General features: G+C 60.2%; 17 protein-coding genes and 1 pseudogene. 1 reads left to right on the top strand and 17 read right to left on the bottom strand.

The features are described from left to right. Positions 1 to 32: 32 nt before the first annotated feature. From ACS4RR_RS29425 to ACS4RR_RS29395, 7 genes are all read right to left on the bottom strand, one after another. Complete coding sequence (locus tag ACS4RR_RS29425; protein WP_162115906.1) at positions 33 to 1,037, bottom strand: ABC transporter ATP-binding protein; 1,005 nt, start codon at positions 1,035 to 1,037, stop codon at positions 33 to 35. Beyond that, a complete protein-coding gene (locus tag ACS4RR_RS29420; RefSeq protein ID WP_260111366.1) occupies positions 1,037 to 2,014 on the bottom strand; it encodes an ABC transporter ATP-binding protein in 978 nt (325 codons plus the stop codon). Before ACS4RR_RS29420 ends, ACS4RR_RS29425 begins: the two co-directional genes overlap by 1 nt. Next, the gene (locus ACS4RR_RS29415) at positions 2,011 to 2,925 is read right to left on the bottom strand and encodes an ABC transporter permease (RefSeq protein ID WP_138390398.1); all 915 of its coding nucleotides are present in this window, start codon (positions 2,923 to 2,925) and stop codon (positions 2,011 to 2,013) included. Before ACS4RR_RS29415 ends, ACS4RR_RS29420 begins: the two co-directional genes overlap by 4 nt. A gap of 4 nt (positions 2,926 to 2,929) precedes the next feature. Next, entirely contained in the window at positions 2,930 to 3,904 is a 975-nt protein-coding gene (locus ACS4RR_RS29410; protein WP_260111367.1) for an ABC transporter permease, read from the bottom strand. 64 nt (positions 3,905 to 3,968) lie between these two features. Further along, positions 3,969 to 5,579: a gamma-glutamyltransferase gene (ggt, locus tag ACS4RR_RS29405; RefSeq protein WP_260111368.1), complete on the bottom strand. Its 1,611-nt coding sequence runs from the start codon at positions 5,577 to 5,579 to the stop codon at positions 3,969 to 3,971. Then, positions 5,576 to 6,430 carry an alpha/beta hydrolase gene (locus ACS4RR_RS29400; RefSeq protein WP_260111369.1) on the bottom strand — a complete coding sequence of 285 codons (855 nt, stop codon included), beginning with the start codon at positions 6,428 to 6,430 and terminating at the stop codon, positions 5,576 to 5,578. The genes ggt and ACS4RR_RS29400 overlap by 4 nt, the downstream gene beginning before the upstream one ends. Before the next feature lie 156 nt (positions 6,431 to 6,586). Next, entirely contained in the window at positions 6,587 to 8,161 is a 1,575-nt protein-coding gene (locus tag ACS4RR_RS29395; RefSeq protein WP_260111370.1) for an ABC transporter substrate-binding protein, read from the bottom strand. 193 nt (positions 8,162 to 8,354) lie between these two features. On the opposite strand from ACS4RR_RS29395, the gene ACS4RR_RS29390 reads away from it, so the two are divergent. Next, on the top strand, positions 8,355 to 9,119 hold the full coding sequence (locus tag ACS4RR_RS29390) for an IclR family transcriptional regulator (protein WP_020047487.1): 765 nt from the start codon (positions 8,355 to 8,357) through the stop codon (positions 9,117 to 9,119). A gap of 47 nt (positions 9,120 to 9,166) precedes the next feature. On the opposite strand, the gene ACS4RR_RS29385 is transcribed toward ACS4RR_RS29390, so the two are convergent. The 10 genes and pseudogenes from ACS4RR_RS29385 to ACS4RR_RS29340 form a co-directional block, all read right to left on the bottom strand. Next, positions 9,167 to 10,102 carry a dihydrodipicolinate synthase family protein gene (locus ACS4RR_RS29385; RefSeq protein ID WP_222295203.1) on the bottom strand — a complete coding sequence of 312 codons (936 nt, stop codon included), beginning with the start codon at positions 10,100 to 10,102 and terminating at the stop codon, positions 9,167 to 9,169. Positions 10,103 to 10,128: 26 nt separating this feature from the next. Next, positions 10,129 to 11,082 carry an ABC transporter ATP-binding protein gene (locus ACS4RR_RS29380; RefSeq protein WP_222295204.1) on the bottom strand — a complete coding sequence of 318 codons (954 nt, stop codon included), beginning with the start codon at positions 11,080 to 11,082 and terminating at the stop codon, positions 10,129 to 10,131. Then, positions 11,083 to 12,099, bottom strand: a complete 1,017-nt coding sequence (locus tag ACS4RR_RS29375; RefSeq protein ID WP_260111371.1) for an ABC transporter ATP-binding protein — start codon at positions 12,097 to 12,099, stop codon at positions 11,083 to 11,085. Positions 12,100 to 12,107: 8 nt separating this feature from the next. After that, the gene (locus ACS4RR_RS29370; RefSeq protein ID WP_222295205.1) at positions 12,108 to 13,025 is read right to left on the bottom strand and encodes a dihydrodipicolinate synthase family protein; all 918 of its coding nucleotides are present in this window, start codon (positions 13,023 to 13,025) and stop codon (positions 12,108 to 12,110) included. Between the two features lie 18 nt (positions 13,026 to 13,043). Further along, positions 13,044 to 13,922: an ABC transporter permease gene (locus tag ACS4RR_RS29365; protein ID WP_222295206.1), complete on the bottom strand. Its 879-nt coding sequence runs from the start codon at positions 13,920 to 13,922 to the stop codon at positions 13,044 to 13,046. 2 nt (positions 13,923 to 13,924) lie between these two features. After that, positions 13,925 to 14,884 (bottom strand): ABC transporter permease, encoded by a 960-nt coding sequence (locus tag ACS4RR_RS29360; RefSeq protein WP_162115844.1) that lies wholly within the window; start codon positions 14,882 to 14,884, stop codon positions 13,925 to 13,927. A gap of 69 nt (positions 14,885 to 14,953) precedes the next feature. After that, complete coding sequence (locus ACS4RR_RS29355; RefSeq protein WP_260111372.1) at positions 14,954 to 16,552, bottom strand: ABC transporter substrate-binding protein; 1,599 nt, start codon at positions 16,550 to 16,552, stop codon at positions 14,954 to 14,956. Next, positions 16,536 to 17,279 carry a FadR/GntR family transcriptional regulator gene (locus ACS4RR_RS29350; RefSeq protein WP_260111373.1) on the bottom strand — a complete coding sequence of 248 codons (744 nt, stop codon included), beginning with the start codon at positions 17,277 to 17,279 and terminating at the stop codon, positions 16,536 to 16,538. Before ACS4RR_RS29350 ends, ACS4RR_RS29355 begins: the two co-directional genes overlap by 17 nt. Positions 17,280 to 17,440: 161 nt before the next feature. After that, positions 17,441 to 18,727, bottom strand: a complete 1,287-nt coding sequence (locus tag ACS4RR_RS29345; RefSeq protein WP_260111374.1) for a GGDEF domain-containing protein — start codon at positions 18,725 to 18,727, stop codon at positions 17,441 to 17,443. A gap of 451 nt (positions 18,728 to 19,178) precedes the next feature. After that, positions 19,179 to 19,517, bottom strand: a pseudogene (locus ACS4RR_RS29340) (4'-phosphopantetheinyl transferase family protein); the annotation flags it as partial. Positions 19,518 to 19,533 lie beyond the last annotated feature (16 nt).

Here is a 19,533-nt window from a genome sequence, read left to right as displayed (position 1 = left end):
ACCTGAAGCCATCAGCGGTCTGTTGTTCGAGATTATTCATCATTGAGGTGGCAAGCCGACAGGTGCCCCGGTGCAATTTCCCTTTTCACCGGCACTTCCATATGACAGCGGTCCATCGCAATCGGGCATCTCGGATGGAAGTGACAGCCTTTCGGCGGGTTTATTGGGCTGGGGAGTTCGCCATCGACGGGCTTGAATTGTCGCTTGCCGGGTTCGATGCGCGGCACCTCGGCCAAGAGCGCTTTCGTGTAAGGATGATTGGGCCGCCTGAAAACCTCCTCGACGGGCGCCTCTTCGACGATGCGACCGAGATACATGATCGCAACGCGGTCGGAAATATGTTCCACGACGCCGAGATCATGGCTGACGAACAAATAGGTCAGGTCGAGCTTGTCACGAAGTTCCATGAACAGGTTGATCACCTGAGCCTGGATGGAAACGTCGAGTGCTGCGACGCTTTCGTCACAGACGAGGAATTTCGGCTGCACGGCAAGCGCACGCGCAATATTGACGCGTTGCCGCTGGCCACCGGAAAACTGGTGCGGGTATCGCCTTTTCATGGCCGGGTCGAAACCGGCCAGCATCAAATATCTGTCGACATAGGCGTCGCGTTCCGTGGAGCGGGCAAGCCCATGCGTCCGAGGCGCCTCCCAGATAAGCTCTTCGACGGTCATGCGCGGATTGAGAGCCGCCAACGGATTCTGGAAGATCATCTGGCTGGCGAGACCGAACTGATGCTGCTCGCCTTTCGACATGGCGCTTCGGTCCATCCCCTTCCAGAGGATTTGGCCCTGGCTCGGTGACGTAATCCCTGCAATGGCGCGGCCAAGCGTCGACTTCCCGCAGCCGCTTTCGCCGACAAGGCCGACAACCTCTCCGGGCCGGATGCTGAGGCTGACATTATCAAGCGCGTGAACGATAGGCGCCGGCTTGGCCAGCTTGAGCTTGAGCGCGATCTTGGCGGCCAGGTCGGGCTTGGCTCCGAAGCGCTGCGACACGTTTCTCGCTTCGATCAGGGGCGCGGCGGTCGCCGTCATCATGCTACCTCTTTCGTTACGGGATGAATGCAGCGGAAGGAGCGATCGCCGTCCGGCATAAGCGCCGGCATGACCAGACAGCCGTCGGTTGCCCAATCACAGCGCGTACGAAAACTGCATCCCTGTGGGAGACGGCTAATGGCCGGTGTCATACCGCGGATCTGGTGAAGGGGCTCTCTGCGTCTGTTTTGCGAAGGCACCGACGCGATCAGACCGGCGGTATAGGGATGGTGAGGATCGGTCAGAACCTTGCCCACCGGTCCGGTCTCGACGAGGCGGCCGGCATACATGACGGCGATCTCGTCGGCCAATCTTGAAACGATCGCCAGATCGTGGGTGATCCAGATCACCGCCGTATTTCCCTCTTCGGTGAGTTTCTGGAATTCGGAAATGATCTGGCTCTGGATCGTCACATCCAGCGCCGTCGTCGGTTCATCGGCGATGATGAGGTCCGGCTTGTGAAGAAGCGCGATGGCGATCGCCACACGCTGGCGCATTCCGCCGGAAAACTGATGCGGGTAGGCGGCAAGCCTTTCATCAGGGCTTGGTATTCCGACCAGCGCCAAAGCATCCCGCGCCCGCTGCCGGGCGGCATCCTTCGAGACTCGCTCGTGTGCCTGGACGGCTTCAACCATCTGCGTCCCGACGGTCAGGACCGGGTTGAGCGTCATCATCGGATCCTGGAATACCATGGCGATCCGTTTGCCGCGTAGTTGCCGCATCTCTTCGTCGGAATATTTCGCGATGTCGGCGCCGTCGAAGATGACGCTGCCGCCGACAATCCGGCCGGGCTTATCGAGGAGCCGCATGATCGAGAAGCCGGTCACCGACTTTCCGGATCCGGATTCTCCCACAAGACCAAGGACCTTGCCGCGCTCCACCGTGAATGACACATCATTGACGGCGCAAACGCGGGGCCGTCCCCTGCCGCCGCCGAATTCGGTGACGAGATTGCTCACTTGCAGCAATGGGGTCATGACATGTTCCTCGGGTTGAGGACATCGCGCAGCCGGTCGCCGACGAGATTGATCGCCGCGATCGTGACCAGAAGGGCAATGCCGGGAAAGAAGCTGATCCAGTAGAGGCCCGTCAGAAGATACTGGTAGCCCGTCGAGATCAGCATGCCGAGCGAGGGTTCGGTCACCGATGCGCCGAGGCCGAGGAAGGACAAGGTTGCTTCGAGGCCAATTGCCCGGGCGATCTGCATGGTGGCGATGACGATGACCGGCGCAAGACAGTTCGGCAGCAGGTGCCTGAAGAGGATGCGCCATCCAGGCAGGCGCAGCATCCGGGCCGCCTCGATATATTCCTTCTCGCGCTCGACCAGAGCGGTGCCGCGGACCGTTCGGGCATAGGTCGCCCACTCGGCGATGATCAGTGCGATCACGACATTGGGCACGCCCTTGCCGAGCACGGCGAGCATCATGAGTGCCATCAAGATGGTGGGAAACGACAGCTGCAGGTCGACGAGCCGCATCATCGCGGTTTCCGTGCGCCCTCCCATGTAAGCGGCGAACAGTCCGGCTGAGGTTCCGATGATGGCAGCAGCGAAGGCCGACAGAACGCCCACCAGCAATGAGGTACGCAGGCCATAAAGGATGCCGGACAGGATATCACGGCCCTGGCTGTCGGTACCGAGGTGATAGACAAGCCCGGTCATGGATTCGGACCCCGGCGGCAGTCGTCCATCCATGATGTCGAGCTGCATCAAATCATAGGGATTTTGCGGAGAGATCCATGGCGCGAACAGCGCCAGGCAACAGATGATCACCAGCGTGAGGAAGGCGATCGCGGCTGCCGGAGAGCTGAAGAAATCCGCGATCCCTTTCGACAGACGACTGGGTTCGGGCGTTGGAGCACTAGTGTCTTGCGTTTGTGGTTCGGCCATGGGGTCAAGCCTTTCCTTCCAGCCGGACCCGCGGATCCAGAAGGGTATAACAGATATCGATGATGAAGTTGAGGACGACGAAGAGCAGCACCATCATCATCAGGTAGGCGACGATGACGGGGCGATCGAGAAGGTTGATCGAGTCGATGATGAGCTTGCCCATGCCCGGCCACGCAAAGATGCTTTCGGTGACGACCGAAAAGGCGATCAGTGACCCGAACTCAAGGCCGATGATCGTTAACACCGGGATCATCAGGTTCTTGAGAACGTGCACGGAAATGATCCGCCGCTCTCGCAATCCCTTGGCGCGGGCGAACTTCACATAGTCCTGAGGAAGGACCTCCTGCACGCCGGCGCGGGTCAGCCGAAGAATGAGCGACGTCTTGAACAGAGCCAGGTTGAACGCGGGCAATAGAAGATGCCTGATGCCGTCCCCGGTCAGAAACGACCATTGTGCGCCAAGCAGTTCCCGCGTCGGGCCGCGGCCATTCGTCGGCAACCAGCCGAGCTCGACGGAAAATACCATGATCAGCATGAGGCCGACCCAGAAGGTCGGAAGCGAGAAGCCCAGAATTGAGCCGCTCATGATCAGCTTGGAGGAAATCCGATTGGGGTAGAGCCCTGCATACAGCCCAAGCGGCAAGCCGAACAGCAGCGCGATGCCGAGAGCCGTGATCGCCAGTTCGAGCGTCGCCGGGAGACGTTCGAGAATCAGACCCAGCGCCGGGCGCCCATAAACGAAGCTGTTGCCGAAGTCCCCGTGCAGAAGTCCTTGGAGAAACAGCAGGTACTGTTTCCACAGCGGCTGATCCAGGCCGTAATGGGCGATGACGAGTGCCCGCTCCGCCTGATTGGCGTCCGGGTTGATGAGGATGTCGACCGGGTTGCCGATCACATTGACGCCGATGAAGACAATGATCGTCATCGCGACAACGACGAACAGCGCCTGTATCAACCGCCTGATGATGGATGTGACCATTGAACCTCTCCCTACAGCGCCGCGCGTCTTTTCGAGAGCCGCAAAGGACGCTGTAATTTTGAATCTAGCCGACGGAGATCGCCATCCCGTCGCGCTGCGGATCGGCCGCGCCTTTCGAGATGCCGCCGTCAATCTTGATCGCGTGGACTGCGGCGAACGCATATGTCTGCGGCGACCGTGCCACCTGGTAGCCCTGCGCCCGCAGCTCGTCTTCGACAGAGTGTCGAATGCGATTGCAGATGTCGATCGTGTTTGACACCCCCACGATCCTTGGCGCCGAGACGGCCTCGATCACGGACATGTCGAAATCGATCATGTTCATCAGGCATTGCGCAACGGCCGGCGCGATATAGCTGCCGCCTGGCGCTCCGATGACGATGCTGGGCTCGTCGCCCTTGAAGACGATCGTCGGTGCCGCCGAGCTGGGACGCCGCTTGCCGGGCGCGATGGAGCCGGGCTTACCCGGAAGCGGATTAAAGCGGCTCATCGTGCCATTGTACATGAAGCCGAGGCTATCGGTGATCGCGCCCGAGGGACTGCCTAGGGTGTGGGTCATCGCGACGGCATTGCCGTCCTTGTCGATCACCGAGATGTGGGTGGTGTCGCGCTGCGATCGATCAAGCCGCGATACGCTGGCGATCTCGCCCGCCTTGATCGCGCCGGCATGCGCCTTTGCATGCTGTTTCGACAGCAGCTTTTCATAGGGCACGTCGACATAGGCGGGATCGCCCATATGCGCGTCCTTGTCGATCGTCATCCGCTTCATGGATTCGAACAGGATGCGGACATGTTCGGCGCTGCCATGCTGCAGCGAGCCGACATCGAACTGCTCCATGATATGCAGGAGTTCCAGCATCGGAAAGCCCGAGCCTGGTGGAGGCGAGGTGGCGATGCGGTTGTCGCGGTAGTCGCCCCAAACCGGCTCCACCTTCGACAATTTGTAACGCGCCAGATCCTCCCGATCGATCAAGCCGCCATGTGCCTTGAAATCGTCGGCGATCTGTTCGGCCAGTTCGCCGTGATAGAAGATGTCCGAGCCGCCGCTTCGCGCGATGCGTTCGAGGGTCTCGGCCATATCCTTGTTGACGAGCAGGTCGCCGACATTCTTGAGCGTGCCGTCGTCGTGGAAATAGACTTTCCGGCCCGTTTCAGAAAAGCGCAGCTTGTCGAGCGTGTTGGCAAAACCGTCATTCGACTGGTCCTTGGCCCAATACCAGTGCATGTGGTTTCGGATCATGAAACCGCTACGGGCAAGGCGGATGGCCGGCTTGATGAGATCGGCCCAATCGAAGGTGCCGTAATCGCGTAGCGCGGTCTCATAGCCTTTTAGCGAGCCGGGGGTACAGACGGCAAGGTAGCCGATATCGGAAATATTGCCCTCAAGCACGTAGCCGAAGCCGTCGCGGCTCTGTTGCTTGATCTTGTCGAGCCACATGTCCGGCGCAGCCTTCAACGGCGCGCGCGCATAAAATTCGAGGATCTCGTGCACGCCCTTTTTCGGCATATAGACATGCATGGAGCCGAAGCCGCCGATGCCGGCCATCTGCGGGTCGACCACGCCCTGGACGAAAGCACAGGCAAGTGCTGCGTCGATGGCATTGCCGCCGCGTTCGAGAACTTCCGCGCCGGCTTCGACTGCCTCCGGCTGAGGCGCCACGATCGTTGCATTTCTCATTTCGCGCGACGGCCCTCCAGCACCTTTGCCAGGAAGGCTTTGACGTTGCCCAGAACCTTCATCCGGTCGTGAGAGACGCCCGGAACACGATCGAACGTCACGTCGACACCCGCTTCGCGGAATGAGCTCGCCAGGGCGGCAAGGCGTTCGGGCCGCGTTTTGCCGGCGTCGTTTGCGCCATCCATATAATATTTGCCACCCGGCTTGTGGGTGATTTCCCAGGTCTCCAGATCGGCATCGCCGACGATCATATGCACCGGCACCTTGGCGAGATCTTCGGGCCGGAAGGCCTTGCCGAAGCGCGCCTCCAGATCCCGAATGCCGACCCACCAGTCACGCGTCGGATCCACAAGGGTGACGGAACCAGGTGCGCCGATCGATGCCGCCCAGAGCTTTTCCGGATGCAGGATGGTGAAACGGTGCACGAAATGCCCGCCGCCGGAGAAGCCGAACATGGCGAATTTGGACCAGTCCTGGCGGTATTTGTCGGCCATTTCCGCGACCATGGCAAGGACGACCTGATCGTAGCGGATGTCGCCTTCCTCAAGAAACTTGTAGCCGGAACGCGCACCATCGCCGAGAACGCCAACCGGGAAGATCGGGCAAAGGATGGCACAGTCGTTGTAGAGTCCGAATTCGGCAAAACCGTCGCGGAAGTCGATGGCCGACGTGCGCCCGGTGCCGTGGACCGCGACCAGGAGGTCGAGCTTGCGGCCGTCTGCCGCCGTCGGCGGCACATAAAGCACCATATGGAGGCGGGGATCGGCCTGAGAGGCGAAGATGGCCGTCTGGCCATAGTCATAGATGGCCTTCGCCCGGGCGACGGCTTCGCCCGTTCCAAGTTCCTGCATGAATGTCTCCTGGGAGATGAAGAAAGGGGCGTCCTCGGGGCGGCCCCATGCTGCTGTTTTAAACCGCGTCGCATCGAATGGATCCATGCGACGCACTTCAAGTCTTTATTGGATGCGTGTCGCCCAAAACCGCTGCACGCTTTTGGACGACAAGCATCAGTCCGCCGGTTTCACGTCGTAAGCGAGCGTATATTTGTCGCCGCGCGGGGTGTAGGACACGGTCTTCTTTGCACCCAGCACGACGTTTTCGTAATGCATTGGGAGGAGCCAGAGGTTGTTGAAGGTCTCGGTCGACAGCTCCTCGAGAAGGGGCGCGCGTGCGGCTTCATCGAGCGTCGAACTCGCCTTGGCCAGCACCCCGTCGATCTTCGGATCGGACACGCCGCCGCCGTTATATCTGCCGGTCCCCTTTTTCTCGTCGCGCGTGGCTACTAGCGCGACAGTCGGATTGGTGGTTTCGCCGGTGTTCACACCCCAGGAGCCGAAATAGGTGCTGTAGGTGCCCTTTGAATAGGCTTCCGAATACATCGACCAAGGCAGGACCTCGACTTTCGATTTGATGCCGATGCGTGTGAACATCTGGCCGACCGCCTGCAGAACTTCGGCATCCTTGACGTAACGGCCAGAGGGACCGTGCAGGGTCAGGCTGAAGCCATCGGGATAACCGGCCTCGGCCAGAAGCGCCTTGGCGGCGGCGGGATCATAACCCACCTTCTCGACTTTTTCGGAATAGCCCGCATAGCCTTGGGTGACGAATTGGTCGGCCACCGTGCCGTTCTTCTGCATGACGCGGTCGACGATTGCCGGCCGGTTGATCGACATCAGCATTGCCCGACGCACCCGTTCATCCTTGAGCGGGTTCTTGTCGAGATCGGAACCATCCGCAGCCTTCACGAAAGGCGAAACATCGCGGCTGACATCGAGGCCAAGATAAACGAAGCGGGAAGACAGGCCGTTGATGACTTGCAGATTATCGCTCGCTTCCACGCGTGCCATTCCATCGGCAGGAAGGGTTTCGACAATGTCGATCTCGTTGGAGAGAAGCGATGCCAGACGGGCGCCGTCATCGGGCAGGAAGCGCAGCGTGACGTTCGACCAGTGCGAGGGGCCTGCGAAATAGCTGTCATTGCGCTTTAAGGTCAGGTTACTGCCTGGCGAATAGGAGACGAAGGAATAGGCCCCGGTTCCGATTGCACACTTGCCGTTGTCGAAATCCTGGACCGGCGCCTCCTTGCAATCGGCGCTGATAATGCGAATTCGGCTGACGGAATTCAGCAGAATCGGATCAGGAACCTTTGTCTCGACGACGATGGTATAGGGATCCGTGGCCGTGACATTGACAATATTGCGGGTGTAGGAAGCAAAGCTCTGGCTTGGCTTGTCGCGAGCACGCAGAAGCGAAGCAATGACGTCATCGGCATTGAACTCGCTGCCGTCATGGAATTTCACGCCCTTCCGCAGCTTGAATTCCCAATGGGTCGGGTCGATGACCTTCCATTCGGTGGCGAGTTCCGGCGCATTTGCCGACGTTCCCGTGAGGTTTATGAGGCTGTCCCAGATATGGCGTGAGGTCGCATTGTTTGGCGCCGAACTATCTTCATGAGGATCTAGCGTCGTCGGCGTCGTCGACATCCCGATCGTCAGCGGGGTTTCCTGTGCGGCGACCATTGCAGGAATAGCAATCGTACCAAGCAGCCCGATCGCTGCCCGCGTCAATGTTTTTGCGGCCATTTCTTCAATCCCGGTTTAGCGTTTTTGGGCCGACCTTGCTTGGTCGGTGCGAGCAGGTTCCCATCCACTCTTGACACAAATTGGTAAGGGGGCCGCAAGGGGGCTGTCAAACGGAAAACAAGCGCGTTACGATAGGCGTAACTTGAAATTATGCCACTCCTTCAGCCTTGGTCGCGGAGAAAATTCTGGCCCCATGGACAAAAGAAATCCGTCAAAAAGCGATATCGTGCAGTCTGTTGATGTCTGCATCGAGGTATTGCTAAATGTCGCCAAAAACCCGGATATCAGGCTGACTGAGGTGGCGCAGAACCTCGGGGAAACCAAGCCGAGAATTTTGCGCATGTTACGCACACTGGAACGGCGCGGCCTGGTGCGGAAGAGTGATACGGGCACTTACCGGCTTGGGACGACTGCGATCATTCTCGGGACCGCTGCCTCGACACAGGTTGATCTGGTGCGCATAGCCAATCCTATTCTTGAAGAAGTCGGCCAGAAGGCGAACGAAACGACCCAGCTCAGGATCATCGACAATGGGGAATCCCTGTGTATTGCGAAGTTCGAACCGATGCGCGACTTGCGGGTGCAGGCGATGATCGGTCGAAGACGGCCGCTCACGGCCGGCTCGTACAAGGTGCTTCTCGCCTATCTCCACCCCCAGGTGCAGTTGCAAATGATCCCCGAGACTTTACCGCGGCTGACCAAGCGCACGATCACGGATCGTGGCAAGCTGGTTGCTGAATTGGATAAAATCCGCCGCCAGGGATTTTGTGTGAGTTACGGTGAAGTCAGCGATCAACTCGTCTCCGTCTCGGTGCCGGTTCTGGCATTCGACGGATCCGTGATCGCCGCGGTGAATGTCGGCGCCCCGGCCTTCCGCACGCAAAAAAGCGATGTCGACCGCTTCATCGTTCTGCTGAAGGAGGCCTCCAGCAAGATATCGGCCCGGCTGGGATGGTAGAAGTTTTCGTTGCGCGCCATATCGGAAAGCCCCTTCTTTAGGCAAACTCAGGGGAAAAGATCGGGGAGTTCGGAACGTGCGATGCGTCGCAACCTGACCGCTTCTGCGATGTCTATCGAGCGATAGGGAAACCGCAAGCGGGTTCCCACGGGTCCCCAATTGCCGATCGCACTCAGGAGCTTGTCGAGAGCGGCGTTCGAATAACCGAAATCCTGCCGAAACGGGACGATATGCGCGTCCATAAACGTGCGGATGCGTCGCTCCAAATCGAGTGCGGCGTCGATATCGTTTCGCATCGAGACCGTCCAGATCTGAGCGCCGCGGGGACTAAGGCAGGCCACGTTGGAAAAAGAGCCTGCTGCCACACCTTCCCTCGTGCCGGTTGCGAGATGATGGCCGGGGACGAAGAGCGAAAGCCCCGAGAGATACAGGCGTGCCTCGGCATACCAGGAGCCGTCGCCGTCGGCGAGCTTGATGCCGATCACCTCAGGCACCGCCGCACAGACCGCGCCCAACTCCTTTGGCGCCAGTACCCGTTTTGCGTGCGGTGGATTGTAGAGGATGAGCCGAATACCGTCGGCAGCCTCAGCCGCTCGTTTCAGGAAATCGATCGCTTCGGCATCGGTAAGCGGCCACCAGTCCGGCAATATGACCTGAATGGCGTGGGGATCGAGTGCGGCGGCGCGGCGGACGCGATTGAGCATGATCAGCGGGTCGGGCTGGCAGGCGCCGATGACGAATGGGGTTGAAGATGCCTTGCAGCGCTCGGCCAGCATTGCCTGCATCCTGTCGAACTCCGCTTCCGTCTGATTGTGGAATTCGCCGGCAGTGCCATTTGAGTAAATACCATCGACGCCGGCATCGATGAGGATATCGATCTCTTCACCGAGCTTGTCGAATTCGATGCTGTCATCGGCTGCGATCGGCAAAAGCAGGCTCGCCCAATTTCCGCCGATGGCGGGACGCGGCGTCTTTGCATTCATCTCTTGTTTCTCCGATGGATGACGGATCAGTTGAGGTCGTCGCGGATGCAGGTCTTGAAATGGCCAGGTGCGATTTCCCGCAATTGCGGAACGGTGCCGGCGCAGGCCTCGAGCGCGCTCGGACAGCGCGTGCGAAAAACACATCCGCTCGGCGGATTGGCCGGACTTGGAATATCGCCTTTCAGGATCTGCCTGTTACGGCGGGCATCCGGATCGGGCGACGGAATCGCCGAGAGCAGCGCGCGCGTATAGGGATGCTGCGGTCTCGCATAAAGATCGGCACTTGGTGCGACTTCCATAATGCGGCCGAGATAAAGCACGATCACCCGGTCGCAGATATATTCGACGACGGCAAGGTCATGTGAGATGAACAGCATGGTCAGGCCAAGTTGCTGCTGGAGGTCGCGCAGCAGGTTGATCACCTGCGCCTGGATCGATACGTCGAGCGCCGAGACCGGCTCGTCGGCGACGATGAATTCCGGCGACAAGGTCAACGCCCGGGCAATGCCGATGCGCTGGCGCTGGCCACCGGAAAATTCATGCGCGTACCGATTGATCGCATCGGCGGGCAGGTCGACCTTTGCCAAGGCCGACTGCGCCCGTTCGAGCCGGTCACGGGCGGTGCCGATCCCCTGGATCTTCAAGCCTTCCGTCAGGATCTCGCCGATCGTCATACGCGGCGACAGGCTGGCGAAGGGGTCCTGGAAAATATACTGCATGCGCGGCCGTTGCCGTCTGAGCGCGGAGGCGGAAAGTGCCGTGAGTTCTGTGCCGTCGAAACGGACGCTGCCGGACGACGGCTCGACGAGGCGAAGGACGGAACGCCCGATCGTGGTCTTTCCGCTGCCGGATTCGCCGACAAGCCCGACGACTTCACCCTTGCCGATATCGAAGGAGATACCCTCAAGAATGTTCAGTCGCGTGCCACGGGAAGTATAGTGTTTCGAAAGGTCGCGGACGGAAAGCAGCGGTGCGCTCACCTAGATCTCCTGCCATCTGATGCAGCGGCTGCGATGCTGCGGACTGACCTGTTCGAGCGCGGGAACGGCAGCGCGACAGGCTTCGATCGCGAATTTGCAGCGCGGAGAAAAGGCGCAGCCGCTCGGCATGTTCATCAGGCTCGGGACCATTCCGGGAATGGCGGCGAGCTTTTCGCCGGCCTGTTTCATCCGCGCGGCATCGCCAAGGCGCGGCATGGAGGCGAGAAGGCCCATCGTGTAGGGATGCTTGGGATTGCGGAAAACCTCGCCGACCGGCCCTTCTTCGACGATCCGGCCGGCATACATCACCGCCACGCGATGGGCGATTTCGGCGACGACGCCGAGATTGTGGGTGACGAAGAGCATGGCCATGCCGCGCTCGCGCTGCAGTTTGAGGAGCAGGTCGAGAATCTGCGCCTGGATCGTCACGTCGAGCGCCGTGGTCGGCTCGTCGGCAATCAGCAGCGCCGGATCGCAGGCGAGCGCCATGGCGATTGTGGCGCGCTGCCGCATGCCGCCCGAGAGTTCGTGCGGATATTGGCCGGCGCGGCGTTGAGCGTCCGGTATGCCGACGCTTTCAAGCAGCGCGACGGCTGCGTTCATCGCCGCCTTGCGATCGCTACCGCGATGTATACGGATCGGCTCGGCGATCTGGTCGCCGATGGTAAAGACGGGATTGAGGCTCGACATCGGCTCCTGAAAGATCATGCCGATGTCGTCGCCCCTGATCCTGCGCATGCTCTCGTCGTCGAGGGAGACGAGATCGCGGACCACACCGTCGCTCGTCGCAAGGCGGATGCTGCCCGCGGCGATCATACCGATGTTGCGGGTGAGCAGCCGCATGATGGATAGGCTGGTGACCGACTTGCCGGAGCCGGATTCGCCGACGAGCGCAAGTGTCTCGCCGGCTGCAACGGTCAGGTCGATATTGTTGACCGCCGTGATCTCGCCGCCGCGGATGCGGAAGATCGTTCGCAATCCCCTGATGTCGAGCACGGGTTCGGCGGTCTGTTCCATCAGCCGGCTCAGTTCAGCAGGCCGGTTGCACGCAGGATCTCTTCGATCCGCGCCGTTTCGGTATCGTTAAGGGAGGCACGCGGCCGCGGCATGACGGCGGAATCGATGATGCCGAGACTGCGCATGGCGGTCTTGAACGCGCCGATGCCTGCTGCGCCGCCACTGACGCGGCCCTGCGCGACCCAGACGATCTCAAACAGGCGGCAGAGGCGCTCCTGTTCTTTCTTCGCGGCGATCCAGTCGCCGCGCTGGGCAGCATCCCAAAGGCGGACATAGCCGCGCGGATCGACATTGGCGATACCGGGGACAACGCCATGGGCGCCCATCAGCAGCGCGGCATCGACGACTATCTCGGAGCCGGTCATCAGGAAGACGTCCTTGTGCTCGGCAAGATCGAGGAGCGCGTAGCGGAAGTTGCCGTCGTCGCCGCTGGAATCCTTCAGGCCGATAATGGCGCCTTCCCTGGCAAGCGTGACGACCGTCTGGCGCTGCAGCTTGATATGAACGCAGACAGGAATGTCGTAGGCGACCAGCGGAACATCCACTGCGTCGCGGATATAACGGAAGTGGTCGAGGATCTCGGACTGGCTGGTGACGGTATAGAATGGCGCCGTCACCACGACCGCATCGGCGCCGGCGGCCTTTGCGACCTTCGCATGGGCGATGACGCGATCCGTGGTCGGATCGATGACCCCCACGATCAGCGGCACCCGGCCATTCACCACCTTGGCCGAATGTTCGATGATGTCCCGCCGGGTCTTGTCATCGTGGAAGATCACCTCGCTCGTCGAGCCGAGCACGAATACGCCATGGCAACCGGCATCGATCAGATGCTCGAGCACGCGCGTATAGGATGGGTAGTCGACGGTGAGATCCGGATTGAGCGGTGTTACGACGGGAGGGACGACACCCTTGAATTTGGTCATTTTCGTTTCTTTCGATTGTCAGTTCAGTTCGGCACGCGGGTCGAAGGCATCTCTGAGGCCATCGCCAATGAAGTTGATTGCCAGGACGGCAAGGATCAGCGCGGCGCCGGGGAAGAGCCATTGCCACGGATATTGTTCGAGCACGGCGGTCGAGCGGGCCGCGTTCAGCATGTTACCCCAGCTTGCCGCCGGCGGGGCGATGCCGAGACCGAGGAAGGACAGCCCCGCCTCGAGCAGGATGGCATTGGCAATCTGCAGCGTTGCATAGACCACGAGGATATCGATCGAGTTCGGCAGGCCGTGGCGAAACAGCAGATGTCCGATGCCGGCGCCCATGCCGCGGGCGGCCATGACGAAGTCGCGTTCGCGCAGTTCCAGCAACCGCGAACGGATCATGCGCGCCAGCAGCGGCCAGGAGAGCAACGAGATGACGAGCACGGTCGGCCAGATGCCGGTGCCGGCGATCGAGGCGAGCACAAGCAGGAAGATGACGGGCGGCAGGGTCATCACCAGATCGACGAAGCGCATCGAGACGGCGTCCGTCCAGCGTCCTGCAAGCGCCGAGATTGCTCCAAAAAGAAACCCGATGACCGCCGAAAGCGCGGTCGACGCGACCGCGACCAGCAGCGAAATCCTGCCGCCCTCGAGCACGCGCGCGAAGACGTCGCGGCCAACGCCGTCGGCTCCGAACCAGTGCGTTGCCGTCGGGCCGCTATTCATCGCCAGAAGATCGATGTCGTTCGGCCGGTAGGCCCACCATAGCGGATAGGAGAGGATCAGCAGCAGCATCGGAATGGCAATGAAGACGCCGGCAACGGCTGCGCGGTTGAGCAGAAACCGACTGAAGGCGCGGGCCAGTGGTCCGGGGCTCCGGCGTTCGGAAGAGCGTGCCAGCATGGTCAGCCCACCTTGATGCGCGGGTCGACGACCGCATAGGTAATGTCGGTCAGAAGATTGACGGCGATAACGCAGGCGCCGATGACGAGCGTCGCCCCCATGATGACGGGGTAGTCGCGGGTCTGCACGGCATCGACGAGCAAAAGCCCCATGCCCGGCCAGTTGAAGACGCTCTCGATGAAGATGGCGCCGCCGATGGCAAGCCCGATGGTGGAGCCGATCAGCGTCACAATCGGAAGAAGCGCATTGCGCAAGGCATGCTTGCTGATGACCCAGAACTCGCGAACGCCTTTGGCGCGGGCGGTGCGCACGTAATCCTGGTTCAGGACTTCGAGCAGCGAAGCGCGCATGTAGCGCATGATCAATGCGGCCTGCGCAACAGACAGAAGTGCCGCCGGCAGGATCAGATGGTGGAGAAGATCGCCCACCGAGAATTCCTCGCCCGGCGTCAGCATGCCGCCGGATGGCATCCAGTGCAGGCGCACGGAGAAGATATAAAGGCCGATCAGCGCGCTGAGGAAGGCAGGGCTGGAAATCCCCGCAAGCGCAACCACCGACAGCGAGACATCGGCCAGCGAATTGCGGCGGACGGCGCCGATCACCCCGAAGGTGATGCCTGCGACGATGGCAAAGGCAAGTGCGGTGCCCATCAACAGCACTGTCGGGCCGATCCGTGACAGCACTAAGCCTAGAACCGGCTGATCGAGACGCTTGATCGAATAGCCGAGATTGCCGGTCAGCGCCTGCTGCAACCAGCCGAGATACTGCACCGGCAAGGGCTGATCGAGCCCGAGGCTTTTGCGCAGATCGGCAAGATCGGACGGCGACATCGGCAGGTTCGGATCGATATAGGCATCGATCGGATCGCCGGGCGTCAGGCGCAGCAGCAGGAAGATCAGCATGCTCAGGGCGACGAGCATGCCTATTCCTATGATCAGGCGTCTGAGACTGTATTGGAGCATCGGCAATCCGTCTGTCGGGCCGTCTTGTCAGGGTGGCCGAAGCCACCCTGACGGCTTTGTGGAATACGCCTATTCGGCAATCGACCATTTCTGTGGGTTGGCCTGGTAGGGGCCGCCGCCCGGCGCCGGCGTCCAGACGAAATCCTTCACCTTGGTCGAGACGATGCCGTAGCGGTTTGCCACCCAGAGCGTCGCCCAGGGCAGGTTCGCGTTCATCACCTTGCAGACGTCCTGGTAGGCGGCATCCCGCTTGGTGCTGTCAGGCTCGGCCAAGGCACTATCGAGCGCCTTGGTGAGGTCAGGCATGCGAACCCTGGCGACATTCGGTCCGGCCGGAGGGATCTGCTTCTCGTTGAGGCCGACATTGATGCTTCCGGCATCCGGCCCATTCTGCAGTCCGGCATAAACCATCTGGAACTGGGCAATGTCCGGCGTCGCATTGAGCACGATGCTATTATAGGTTGGCGCATCGACGGCGCGCGGGACGATGTTGATGCCGACCTGGGCAAGCATCGCCTGGACTGCGGCAAGCACATTGGTCGCCAGCGGCGTGGTGTAATAGGTCAGAAGGGTGATCGGCTTGGCGCCATTGATCTGGTCCCAGCCGGCTTCGGTCAGCAGTTGCTTGGCCTTCTCAGGATCGTAGGCATAGGTGTCGATGCCCTTGGGTATCAGTTGGTCGGCGACATAGGCGCAATTGGCTGGCTTGGCCGCACCGCCATAGAGGCTCTGGATGATGGCGTCGCGATTGATCGCGTACATCACCGCCTGGCGGACGCGCACGTCTTTCCAGAGCGGGGAATCGTGGTTGAAGCCGAGATAGTTGACGACGAAAGAGTTGCCTTCGATGACCTTGAAATCCTTGTTGTCCTTGAAGGTCGGCACATCGTTGGAATCGACATAGGTGAACTGGATTTCACCGGCTCTCAGCGCCGCGATCGCTGCGGCCGGGTTGGCGAAATAGCGATTGATGACGCGTTCCAGTGCGGGTTTGCCACCGCGATAATCGGTATTTGCGGCAAGTTCGACATATTGATCCGAGACGTATTTGGTGAATTTGAACGGACCGGTGCCGATCGGAGCTGTGGACCACCACGTGTTCTTCGCCAGCTGGTCGGCCGGGATCGAGGAGAGCGCATGCTCGGGCAGCATCATCACCTTGGTCATCGTGTCGGGAAAACTGCTGCTCGGCGCGCTGAGCTTGATAACGACAGTGTGATCGTCCGGCGTCTCGACCGACGATATGCCCTTCAGCCGGGCAGCGAGCACCGAGCCGGTTTTCGCATCCATCGCAAGGCCCATGGTGAACTTTGCGTCCTTGGCGGTGAACGGTTTGCCGTCATGCCATTTGGCGTCCGCCAGCTTGAACGTGTAGGTCATCTGGTCGGAGCTGACCTCGTAGGAGCTTGCCAGCGCGCCGACGACCTTCTGCAGCTTGTCGTCATAGGTGATCAGCGGTTCGTAGTAGATGCTGAGCCAGGTGAAGCCGGCGGTCGCGGCGAGCGGATTGAAGTTGCCCTGGAAGCCTCCGGGGCCGACATCGAAGCCGCCGGACAGAGTGGCCGCCTGAGCCTCTGTTACAACGCCGGAAACGACAAGAGCCGGAACGGCAGCCGTCGACAGCAGGGCGCCAAGCGCAATAGCCGATAATCTAGACAGTCTTTTCATGTGTTCCTCCCACGTTTGAACTCGTCTTGTTGTTGGCAATCACCCGGGCAATGCCCTCGTAGTGACGATCCAGGCGTCTGCGCGCCTCCTCCAGATCTTTTGCCTCGATCGCATCGACGATGGCGGCATGGTCGCGCCACGTCGCCATCGGATCGGCATTTTCAAGGTTGACGAAATCCGACGCCTTGTAGAAGGCGAGCCAGAAGACATCGATCAACCGCACTAGCGTTTCATTGTCCTGGCAGCGAAACAGCAGTCGGTGGAACAGCTGGTCATCTTCCGCAAAGGTTTCGCCCCTCTCGGCATGGGCGCACATCCGATTGACGGTGGCGCGCAGCTCGGCGATGTCCTCCTCGCCGATCACGTCGATGGTTTTGCCGATCAATCCCACTTCCAGCGTGCGCCGGATTTCGAGGACCTCCTCGATCTGCCGCAGGGCGCCGCCGAGGCCGTAAGCGAGGTTGTCGAGAAGCGGCTCGAAGGAAAAGGCCTTCACGAAGATGCCGACGCCGCGCCGCGTCTCCAGCACGCCGAGCGATTCCAACGCCTTGATGCCTTCCCTCAGCGAATTGCGGCTGACACCGAGTTGGGTGGCAAGCTCTCCTTCCGCCGGAAGCAAGGTTCCGGGCGCTAAGCCGTTATCGTCGATATAGACGCGCAGACTTTCCTGCACGGAGACATGCAACAGCGGCGCGCGCGTCAGCGGCTTCATCGATTTCAATGTCATGCCCGCTCACTTTCCCGCATCGCCGATAAGAACGCATGTTACATATAGACTTGTAGGATATCCTGTCAAATGGGCAGCCTGGACGACTGACACCGAGCCGGCTCGAAGCCGTTTGAGCGCCAGAATGACAACAGGAGCAGCGTACTCTTGCTGGAATTACTTCATTGGAGGCTTTGATCTATCTCACGAGAGTGGACCACCACGCGGTTGCGGCCCGTCTTTTTGGCAAGGTAGAGGGCCGCATCCGCTTGGCGCTGCATGTGCTCAGCTGACACGAGTTCACCGTTTTGCATCGATATCGCTAGTCCGATGCTGACAGTGACCCAGGGACCGACGCGGGAGGTAGGATTTGGAAGAGACGCAGCTTCTACTCGGCTGCGAATTCTTTCGGCGACCAACCCGGCCTCTTGTTCATCGGAGCCTGGGAGAAAGACGAGAAACTCTTCGCCTCCGTAGCGGGCGACCTTGTCCCGCTCGTCTCTCATGCTGCTCTGAATGATGCCGGCAATTTTCACCAGGCAGCGGTCGCCTTCGGCATGTCCGAGATTATCGTTTAGATGCTTGAAGTCGTCGACATCGCACATCAGCATCGCCGCGCCGCCCGTTCGTTTCAGGTCCTCGTTCCAGAAATGATTTAACGTTTCCATCATCGAACGCCGGTTGGCGACACCCGTCAGCGGGTCGGTCCGTGCCAGCAATTCCAGCTGCGAGTTGGCGTCAGTAAGCTCCGCCAGGCGAGTCCGATCTCGTAACTCCAGCAAGAAGGTCTTCTGAGCGAAGACCGTTGCGGTGCGTCGGGCAACGACGGTTGCAGCCATACCGCTTGCGAAAAACAGCGTGCCGGCCAGAGCACTCCCAGCTTCGATGCCCGGATTTCGCAGTTGAAACACAAGATAGATACTGAGGGCAGAAGCACCGATCGCCATCGCCCAACCGAGTGGAATGGGAAAAATGATAATGGCCGTGACGGCCACAAAAAGCATGATGGTCAAATGCCGCTCGTAAAACTCGCCACCGGTGTTAACGCCCACCAAGGCGACCGACAGGAGGATGAAAAAAACAGCCGAGAGGAGGAAAACTCCCTGCGCCCACAAAGCATGCGGCCGCAGGAAGGCAATTGCGGCAACAAGAGCCGCGGGGGGAAGGATAGACGCCGGCCAAAGCATGGATATGACGGTTTCTGTCGGAAGCAAGATCGCGTTAAGGCCCAACGTCAGCACGTCGAGCACGATAACCCAGACCATCCACGAGCGGATGATCTTGGCGGTCCGCGTCCAGGAGCGTTCGCCAAAAAGCTGAGCTAGCTCCCCATTGAGGCGGATATCACGCGTACGTCCACCAAGCAGGTGCTCTACCTGCTCTACAATGGCCGGGCTCAACCTCTGGAGAGGTTTCCGCGAAGACGCCCTTACCGATTTGATATGAGCTGTGGTTCGCTCGGTATCCATGTGTCGGATCTAGGGAGCAGACGACCGGAGGCAAGACGAGCCGCGAATTCCGCCCCAGAAAGACGATATGCTTGCCCTAATGATTTTGTACCAGGAGACGACAGTGTGCAGTTAGCGTGCCATATTGGGCCAAAGTCTCACACACGTGACAGGCCGAATTCACGGCTCGATTCCTTTCAAGACCGGCAGATTGACGATCGTCTCGGTCCCTTCCTCCCCGGACAGAACGGCCTGTTGAGCAATTCACCTGGCGCAGAAGGCGTCGATGCTAGGTGCAACCTTTTCAAGAATGTCGAACGCATTCATTTTATCGATTAAAAGGTACTAACACACTCATCTTAGTTGCACGGGCGCCATTAAGGCAGATACCGGACTGCTGTTTGCCGAGACGCTTTCTGCTTGGCGCGTTGGCGAAACCAGCGCACCCGCCACCGCGCGCAGGGGCAACCGAGTGATCACATCCAAAAGCCACAGCGACCGCTACGGAGCCCATCGGCACTGGTGAGGCTGAACTGTAGCCTCTCACGTCCCTTAAGCCTCAGCCTGCCGTGGTTGTCCGGGGACAACAGCAGCCCGCTCGGCGATATCCGAGGATGCATGCTCAACAGCCGCCGCAGGAGATACCGGCCGGCGATGAAGGGAGCCCCATCCCGATCAAATCGGTAGGTCGATGCGCGCTCCCGTTCATCCGATGAAAGCGGCTGCATCCGTCGGTCCCAGTCGCCTTCGTTCCGGAATACTGCCAGAGCGCGATTTCAATCTCGGCAGGTTGATCTTCTGGTTGCTGCATCGACCCGGTATGTGTT

This window comes from Rhizobium zaerense (genome assembly GCF_051810725.1).
Lineage (GTDB): Bacteria > Pseudomonadota > Alphaproteobacteria > Rhizobiales > Rhizobiaceae > Rhizobium > Rhizobium leguminosarum_I.
This window is presented reverse-complemented; position numbering and strand designations above follow the sequence as displayed.